This window comes from Streptomyces sp. MBT65 (assembly GCF_016612545.1).
GTDB lineage: Bacteria > Actinomycetota > Actinomycetes > Streptomycetales > Streptomycetaceae > Streptomyces.
In genome coordinates this window covers 1-1903 of sequence record NZ_JAENRY010000580.1, presented here as the reverse complement: position 1 = coordinate 1903, position 1903 = coordinate 1, and the positions used below count along the sequence as shown (strand labels likewise).

Genomic DNA, 1903 nt, shown 5'->3' with positions numbered 1-1903 from the left:
CCCGAACTCCCGCCCCCGACCACGCCGTTCACCTCCTCGCTCGGGCCACTGAGGCCGCCGTCTACACCGGGGACCTGAGACGGTGTCGGGAGGCGGCTGCCGTTGCCTCTCGGGTCGGGATCGTGCCGCATGGGACGCTCGGGGGACTGGCCGCTGCTTTCGAGGGGCGGTACGAGGACGCTCGGGATCTGCTGAAGGCCGCTGCCGGGAGATGTGGGCCCGGTGGTGACCCCACCCTGCTCATCCATGCCGGGATCGCCGCGTTGATGCTCGGTGACCACACCCGCGCCACCACCGCGACCGTGCGGGCGGCGGCCTCGGCCCGGGCGCGCGGTGCGACGGTGGTCGTGGCGCAGGCGATGGAGTTCCGGGCGTACGCCGAGTTCTGGACGGGACATACGAGGGCCGCCGAGACGGCCGCCGCGGACGCCCTGTGGCAGGCCCACGCCACCGGGCAGGACAACGGCGCCTGCCATCTGCAGGCCGCGCTAGCCATGTTCGCGGCGCTCACCGGAGACGGCGACGTCTGCCGCGAACGGGCCGCCGCCGCCCGCTCGTTCGCCCTCGGCCGGGGCCTGGGACTGCCCGCCGCGCTCGCCCAGTGGGCGCTCGCCTACCTCGACCTCAGCAGTGGCCGCTTCGCCGCCGCCGCGGCCCGGCTGCGCGCGCTCGCCGGGTTCGGCCCGGGCCACGGACACCGGGCGATACGTCACCTCGCCACCCCGCACTACGTCGAGGCCGCGGCCCGCAGCGGCGACACCCGTGTCGCCCGTGCCGCCCACGCCGACTACGACCGCTGGGCACGTGCCGTCCGCAGCCCCGACGACCTTGCCCTGAGCGCCCGTTGCCGAGCCCTGCTCGCACCCGGCGCCGAAGCCGTCGAGCACTACCGCAGCGCCCTCGACCTCCACGCACGCGGCACCCGTGACTTCGAACGGGCCCGCACCGAACTCCTGTTGGGCGGCACCCTGCGCCGACTGCGCCGCCGTACCGAGGCCCGCGACCGCCTGCACACCTCGCTGGAGGCCTTCGAGTCCTTCGGCGCCCCGCACTGCGCCGCCCAGGCCCGGGCCGAACTCCGCGCCCTGGGCACACCGGTGGCCGCCACCGCCCTCCCCACACCCGCCGCCCGCCTGACCGCCCAGCAACTCATGGTCGCCCGCATGGCCGCCGACGGCGCCACCAACCGCGAGATAGCCGTCCGCCTCGCCCTCAGCCCCCGCACGATCGACCACCATCTGCGCGGCGTCTTCAGCCGGTTGGGCATCCGCTCACGGATCGAGCTGGTACGCCTGCTGGCAGAAGGGGAGGTGTCCTGAAACGGCTATCCGGTCGGGTGCCGGCCTGGTATTTCGGCCGCCTCGGCTGTCAGTCATTGGGGAGCAGAACCGCTCGGAAGCCTTCGCCGCCGTGGAGCGAGTCGTAGCGGATCTCGACCCTGATGCGGCTGTGCATCAAGGTCCTGAAGTCCGCGTGATCCTCCGGGCTGTACGTCGGGACGCTCAGCAGGTACTTCTCGCTGTCCACGGCGAACACTTCTTGCTCGTTGAACGTCGAGTACGACGGCCGGACGGACAACCCGTCGCTCAGCCGGGCCGCGCACGCCGACGTCCACGGCCCAATCTCCTCACCGTCGACCCACACCCTGCTGCCGGTCACGATGGCGGGGCCCAGCCCGCAGTTGCTGAGGCGGATACCGGTACGGCTCCCGTGGTGCCAGACCCGATGGAGCTGAAGGATGGGGCGTACTGAGTTGCGATTGTGGCGACGTGACGCCCGGGCTTCGTAGATCGAGACGCTCAAGGAACACAACGCGATGAGCACAGCGCACAACGCGATGACGTTCTCCGATTTCACTTGCCCCCCTGAGCCGGCGCCTCCCGCCCCCGGAACCCCTCCGCAT

General features: G+C 72.3%; 2 protein-coding genes. One reads left to right on the top strand and one right to left on the bottom strand.

Going from position 1 to position 1903, the window contains the following annotated elements; genetic code table 11:
• On the top strand, positions 1-1319 hold a 1319-nt coding region (locus JHN63_RS50590; RefSeq protein ID WP_234478930.1), incomplete at its 5' end, for a helix-turn-helix transcriptional regulator.
• A 49-nt stretch (positions 1320-1368) separates the two neighbouring features.
• Here the strand turns inward: JHN63_RS50590 and JHN63_RS50585 are convergent.
• Positions 1369-1659, bottom strand: a complete 291-nt coding sequence (locus JHN63_RS50585) for a hypothetical protein (RefSeq protein WP_234478929.1) — start codon at positions 1657-1659, stop codon at positions 1369-1371.
• Positions 1660-1903: the final 244 nt, after the last annotated feature.